Origin of the sequence: Pandoraea sp. NPDC087047, from assembly GCF_044745225.1 — a bacterium.
In the GTDB taxonomy this organism is placed as follows: domain Bacteria; phylum Pseudomonadota; class Gammaproteobacteria; order Burkholderiales; family Burkholderiaceae; genus Pandoraea.
Genome location: NZ_JBIUZU010000001.1, coordinates 626,390 through 632,389 on the forward strand (window position 1 = coordinate 626,390; position 6,000 = coordinate 632,389).

Below are 6,000 nucleotides of genomic sequence, written 5' to 3' on the forward strand. Positions count from 1 at the left end.
GTCGGAAAAACCGGAATTACGGGGATACGTCGGGAACAGCCTTCGGGAAGGTCAGAAATTCGTGCTTCGCGTTTTTCTCTTGGGATGCGTTGGCACACGTGATGCGTGCACCGGTACTCGCTGCGGAGAATCATTCTTGACGCGCCCGCGCGCCGGGTCAATGTCCATCGCTTGTGCGGCGCAGCAGATACGCGGCTTTGCCAGTGTACGCAACCTGGCAGCGCGCAACGGACACCTCAAGTAGAATGTTTGTTCACCATCAGGAACGTCCCCCAATGCCGGCCACAGACCGCCCCGCCCCTGTTCCCGCCTCGCTCAAGCCGTTCGGACCGCTACCTTTGGCGAACCGTTTTGCGACGCTCGGCCCCGACTTCTACACGCGCCTCGCGCCTCAGCCGTTGCCCGCGCCTTATCTCGTCGGCTTTTCTGCCGACGCGGCTCGCCTGCTCGGCTGGTCGAGCGAAGCCACCCGAGACCCGGAATTCCTTGCCACCTTCGCGGGCAATGCGCCGCTCACGGGGGGCGACCCGCTCGCCAGCGTCTACTCGGGCCATCAGTTCGGCGTGTGGGCCGGTCAGTTGGGCGACGGACGCGCGCTGCTGCTCGGCGAGGCCGACGGGCCCGGCGGACGCTGGGAGATTCAGCTCAAGGGCGGCGGACTCACGCCCTATTCGCGCATGGGCGACGGACGCGCCGTACTGCGCTCGTCGATTCGCGAATTCCTCGGCTCCGAGGCCATGTTCCATCTCGGCGTGCCGACTACGCGCGCGCTGTGCGTCGTCGGCTCCGACGCCCCCGTGCGACGCGAAACCATCGAGACGGCCGCCGTTGTCACGCGTCTGTCGCCAAGTTTCATCCGCTTCGGCCATTTCGAACACTTCTGGGCGGGCGATCAATACGAGGCGCTGCGTCAACTCGCCGACTTCACGATCGACCACCACTACCCGCACTGCCGCGACGAGGCCAATCCCTATCTCGCACTGCTGAGCGCCGTGTGCGATGCGACGGCCGAGATGGTCGCGCATTGGCAGGCCGTGGGCTTCTGCCACGGGGTGATGAACACCGACAACATGTCGATCCTCGGGCTGACGATCGATTACGGCCCGTTCGGCTTTCTCGACGGCTTCAACGCGCACCACGTCTGCAACCATTCCGATACGCAGGGACGTTACGCCTATCAGGCCCAACCGAATGTCGCCTACTGGAACCTGTTCTGTCTGGCGCAATCGCTGCTACCGCTGTTCGGCGAAGGCGAGGCGGCCATCGAGCAGGCGCAGTCGGTGTTGCCCGTGTTCAAGACCCGATTCGCCGAGGAGATCGACCTGCGCATGCGCGCCAAGCTCGGCCTGCGCGAGTCGCATGCCGACGACGAGGTGCTCATCAACCGTCTGTTCAAGCTCATGCACGAGGGACGCGTCGACTTCACGCACCTGTTCCGCACGCTTGCCACGCTTGAACTCGAAAACCCCGATGCCGACGCCCCGCTGCGCGACATGTTCATCGACCGCCCCGGCTTCGACGCCTGGGCCGTGGATTACCGTGCTCGCCTGCGTTACGAGGCAAGCACCGACGTCAAGCGCGCCGTGGCGATGCGACTCGTCAACCCGAAGTACATCTTGCGTAATCATCTGGCAGAAATTGCCATCCGGCGTGCCAACGAGAAGGATTTCTCGGAAGTCGACACGCTGCTCAAGGTGCTCTCGCATCCGTACGACGCACAACCCGAATTCGAGCGCTACGCCGAGTTGCCGCCCGACTGGGCCACCCAACTCGAAGTCAGTTGCTCGTCTTGATCGCCCCGCCCACGGGGACGGGCTAAGCGGCGTGCATGCCGTTGCAAAACCGCGCCTTGCCCTCATCTTTGCCTCGTGCGGTGCCCTCTGACCCGATGCCCGATACCCGATACCCTTAATACCCGATCGACGTGCGGCGGCACCTTCAGGGCCGCCGTCTCTCAGGAGACTCTCATGAGCAAAGTGGAAAAAACCGACGCCGAATGGCGTGCCCAACTCGACGACGTCGAGTATCAGATCACGCGCCATGCCGCGACCGAACGCGCCTTCACGGGCCGTTACTGGGATCACTGGAAAGACGGCACGTACCGCTGCGTGTGTTGCGGCGAGCCGCTGTTCGAATCGACCGAAAAGTTCGACGCCGGCTGCGGCTGGCCGAGCTACTCCAAGCCGATCGACGGTGCAGGCATCGACGAAGTGACGGATTACAGTCATGGTATGGTTCGCGTGGAAGTCCGCTGCCACAACTGCGACGCGCACCTCGGACACGTGTTCGAAGACGGCCCGCAACCGACCGGCCTGCGTTATTGCATCAACTCCGCGTCGCTCAACTTCGAGGACAAGGAAGGCCAGTCGGACAAACCGAAGGACGATTGACCGGCCCTGGCGATTCGGACGGCCGCCCCCGACAACCCTGACGGTCCGGCGGCCCGCATCACACGGAACGCCTTCGGGCGTTCATCCTGGCAATACGGCATCACGACACTGAATCCCAGTGAAATGTCGTGAAATCGGCGCACTTCCTCCGGAAGCGGCATTTATTGCCGCTAGGCTTGCGGTCACCCAAGTTGTTCAACTCTATTAAGGGAACCCATCTCATGTCCAAGCAATCCGATCGCCGTCTCATTCTGGCCACCGCCGCTTCGCTGATCGTTGGCGGCCTCGCTTTCACCGCTTCGACACAAGCGCAGATCAACGTTCCTCAAGCCACGGGCAGCGGCATCGTGGCCGTGCCGGCCGTCATGCCCCGTGCCCTGAGCGTCGACCAAGCGCTCAAAGCGTCCAAGGACACCGATGTCGCCATCGAGGGTCGTATCATCAACAAGCTCAAGCACGAGCACTACACCTTCCAGGACGCGTCGAACCAGACCATCGAGATCGAACTCGATGACAAATATCTGCCGACGGGGCGTCAGATCACCGAAAAGACGCTGATTCGCATCATCGGCGTGGTCGACACGCATCGTATGAAGCCGAACGATATCGACGTCAAGCGCGTTGAATTCGTGGAGTAAATCGCTATCGGGTCGCCTGCTGCCCAATAGGCTGGCAGGCGCCTCACGCACCCTTGTCCCGGCTTTCGGAGGTCGGCCCATTCGCGGGCCGGGCCTTTGAAATATAATGCGGGTTTGCCTCCTGACACATCGTGTCCGGGCGCGCAGACCCCGAAGCCCCCAAGCCGAGACTTCATGAAATTTCTCTTCGACCTGTTACCGGTCATCCTGTTTTTCGTCGCCTTCAAGTTCGCCGGCATCTATGTGGCCACCGGCATTGCGATCGTCACGACGATTGTCCAGGTCATCTGGATGTGGCTTCGCCACCGTAAGGTCGAGCCCATGCAATGGGTGAGTCTGGCGATCATCGTGGTATTCGGCGGCGCGACCATGCTGCTGCACGACGAAACCTTCATCAAATGGAAGCCCACGGCGCTGTACTGGCTCTTCGGTATTACGCTGTTCGTCGCCGAACTGGTCTTCGACAAGAACCTCATTCGCGCGATGATGGAAAAGCAGATGGCGCTGCCCGAGAATCTCTGGCGTGCCGTGAACTTCAGCTGGGCGCTGTTCTTCCTCGCGATGGGCGCGCTCAATCTGGTCATCGCCTACCACTTTTCCACCGACACGTGGGTCGACTTCAAGCTCTTCGGCGGCATGGGCCTGATGGTCGTGTTCATCGTCGTGCAGAGCCTGTGGCTCGCGAAGTACATCAAGCAAGACGAGTAACGTCGTCTGTCAGGAAGCCACTGCCATGACCATGGAACAGCAAATCGAAGCGCGGCTCACGGCTGCGCTCTCCCCGCTCGAATTCGCGCTCGAGAACGACAGTGCGCGACATGCCGGCCACGCCGGTGCGTCCTCGGGCGGTCACTACAACGTACGTATCGTATCTGCGGCATTTACCGGACGTAACCGCGTGGCGCGGCATCGCCTGGTGTATGATGCGCTAGCCGATTTGATGCAGAACGGCATTCACGCCCTCGCCATCGTCGCGCTCGCCCCAGGCGAAGCGTGACACGCATGCGACGCGTCCCCCGTCGATTAACCTTGCCTTCGTCATTCGTTAGGAAAAACAGCATGGCATTGAAACTCGCCCGCACGGCTCTGGCGCTCGGCGCCGCCGTGTCGCTGACCGCCGTCTCCCTCCCCGCCCTTGCCCAGAACGTTGCCGTCGTGAACGGTACGCCGGTGCCTGTGGCACGCGCCGACGCCATGGTGCGCGAAATGGTCCGTCAGGGTCAGCCGAACTCGCCGCAACTGCAACAGCAGGTTCGCGAAGAGTTGGTCAAGCGCGAAGTCCTCGCGCAGGCAGCCATCAGCAAGGGACTGGCTACGCAACCGGACGTCAAGCAGCAGCTCAAGCTCGCGGAACAAGGCGTGCTCATCCGCGCGCTGATTGCCGACTTCCAGAAGACGTCGCCGGTCACCGACACCGAATTGCAGGCTCGCTACGACCAGTTGAAGAAGCAGTTCGGCGACAAGGAATATCACGCACGTCACATCCTGGTGCCGAGCGAAGATACGGCCAAGGACATCATCGCGAAGCTCAAGGCGGGCGCGAAGTTTGCCGACCTCGCCAAGCAGTACTCGAAGGATCCGGGTTCGGCGCAAAACGGTGGCGATCTCGACTGGTCGCCGGCCAACGCCTACGTGCCCGAGTTCGCCGACGCGCTGCAAAAGCTGCAAAAGGGCCAGTACTCGCAAACGCCGGTCAAGACGCAGTTCGGCTACCACGTGCTTGAACTGGACGACGTGCGCGACGCGCAAATCCCGCCGCTGTCGGACGTCAAGCCGCAGTTGCTGCAACAGATGCAGGAAGAAAAGCTGCAAGGCTTTATCGAAGGTCTGGAGAAGAAGGCCAAGATCCAGTAAGCGATGTTGCCCTGATCTCGCACTGATTCGAAACGAGAATCCCGCCTTTCGGCGGGATTTTTGTTTTTCCGACCTTGCTGCGTCCGCCGTTCGCGTCTGGACATCCCTTGGCTCGCTGATTTGACAGCCGTCTGCTCGGTTGCTTGGCCCATTCGCTAATTCGCCGTCCCTTGATCGACTGGCGTATAGGAAAACGGCGCCTGCGGGCTGCCGCCAACATCGACCCTGATGATCGGCAGGAATCGCCCCGTCTGATTGAAGTAGTCACGCTGGATGTACTGCGCCCCCGTGCGGAAAGCCGCGGACTCCGTCGTGTACATGACCGCTTCGAGCGGAAGCTGCGAAGGAACATTCTGTGGCCATGGCGCGATGATGAGCTCGTTCCACAGCTCGTGCCACTCCCCCGGCACCGGGAACGTTCCGCGCGCCGCCAAACTGAGATTGAATGCCGCCGTGTCGACCCCTAACGCGCATTGCTGGCTCCATCCCGTCTGGTCAAAATTGGCTCGCCAGGCGGCCAATGTCGTGATGCCGAGTTGTGCGCACGGCACACTCAGCGGGCTCGTGTAGCTGCCGCATACATCGCTTCGATATCCCGTACCAGCGTCCGCCGGATAAATGCAACGCGCGACCAGAGGTAACTGCACAGGCGCGCCAAACGGGGCAAATATCAATCCCTCGCCGCCCTCAAATGCAAGAGCCCTCACCTTTGCGTCCGATCGCAGATAGCTGGCCGACACCCCTTTACGGTTAATGGCGCCCGGACTCGGATTCCACGAATGGAAATCGGCGCCATATCCCGTGACCCGGACGATCACGCCATTGCACAGATACGGCGACACACCGCCCGGACATGCGGACGTATCCGCAAACCGCGCGTTCAGGTGTTGCGCGAGTGCAATGCCGTAGTCGAGTTGATCGCGCTCGTCGAAGCCGAATGCTGTCGACACCCCGCTTGCCATCGCCATGCGCAGGATGGGCAGCCACTGCCCGGTCGCATCGAAGTATTGCCTCTGGTAGCGTTGTGCCTGCGTGAGTTGCCCGCCATTGGCGACGTCGTAATAAAACGCCTGCAACGGAATCGTCTCGGGCCTCGCAGGATCCCAGGCCGCGAGGAG

7 protein-coding genes are annotated in these 6,000 nt (G+C 61.7%); 6 read left to right on the plus strand and 1 reads right to left on the minus strand.

What is annotated here, in order from left to right:
• Positions 1-275 precede the first annotated feature (275 nt).
• The 6 genes from ACIPHM_RS02625 (at position 276) to ACIPHM_RS02650 (ending at position 4,882) form a co-directional block, all read left to right on the plus strand.
• Positions 276-1,793 (plus strand): YdiU family protein, encoded by a 1,518-nt coding sequence (locus ACIPHM_RS02625; protein WP_400324260.1) that lies wholly within the window; start codon positions 276-278, stop codon positions 1,791-1,793.
• A 174-nt stretch (positions 1,794-1,967) separates the two neighbouring features.
• A complete protein-coding gene (msrB, locus tag ACIPHM_RS02630) occupies positions 1,968-2,390 on the plus strand; it encodes a peptide-methionine (R)-S-oxide reductase MsrB (protein WP_400324262.1) in 423 nt (140 codons plus the stop codon).
• Positions 2,391-2,611: 221 nt separating this feature from the next.
• Entirely contained in the window at positions 2,612-3,028 is a 417-nt protein-coding gene (locus ACIPHM_RS02635; RefSeq protein WP_400324264.1) for a YgiW/YdeI family stress tolerance OB fold protein, read from the plus strand.
• Positions 3,029-3,202: 174 nt separating this feature from the next.
• Complete coding sequence (locus ACIPHM_RS02640) at positions 3,203-3,736, plus strand: septation protein A (protein ID WP_400324266.1); 534 nt, start codon at positions 3,203-3,205, stop codon at positions 3,734-3,736.
• 25 nt (positions 3,737-3,761) lie between these two features.
• Positions 3,762-4,025 carry a BolA family protein gene (locus ACIPHM_RS02645; RefSeq protein WP_400324268.1) on the plus strand — a complete coding sequence of 88 codons (264 nt, stop codon included), beginning with the start codon at positions 3,762-3,764 and terminating at the stop codon, positions 4,023-4,025.
• 62 nt (positions 4,026-4,087) lie between these two features.
• Positions 4,088-4,882, plus strand: coding sequence for a peptidylprolyl isomerase (locus ACIPHM_RS02650; protein ID WP_400324270.1), 795 nt, complete (start codon positions 4,088-4,090; stop codon positions 4,880-4,882).
• Between the two features lie 155 nt (positions 4,883-5,037).
• Here ACIPHM_RS02650 and ACIPHM_RS02655 read toward each other — a convergent pair.
• Positions 5,038-6,000 (minus strand): hypothetical protein (locus ACIPHM_RS02655; protein WP_400324272.1); only part of this gene is annotated, 963 nt, incomplete at its 5' end.

Excerpts from the sequence above, each read along its gene's own strand:
- ACIPHM_RS02625 (WP_400324260.1), top strand. The coding sequence starts at position 276 with ATGCCGGCCACAGACCGCCCCGCCCCTGTTCCCGCCTCGCTCAAGCCG.
- ACIPHM_RS02635 (WP_400324264.1), top strand. The coding sequence starts at position 2,612 with ATGTCCAAGCAATCCGATCGCCGTCTCATTCTGGCCACCGCCGCTTCG.
- ACIPHM_RS02645 (WP_400324268.1), top strand. The coding sequence starts at position 3,762 with ATGACCATGGAACAGCAAATCGAAGCGCGGCTCACGGCTGCGCTCTCC.
- ACIPHM_RS02640 (WP_400324266.1), top strand. The coding sequence starts at position 3,203 with ATGAAATTTCTCTTCGACCTGTTACCGGTCATCCTGTTTTTCGTCGCC.
- msrB (WP_400324262.1), top strand. The coding sequence starts at position 1,968 with ATGAGCAAAGTGGAAAAAACCGACGCCGAATGGCGTGCCCAACTCGAC.
- ACIPHM_RS02650 (WP_400324270.1), top strand. The coding sequence starts at position 4,088 with ATGGCATTGAAACTCGCCCGCACGGCTCTGGCGCTCGGCGCCGCCGTG.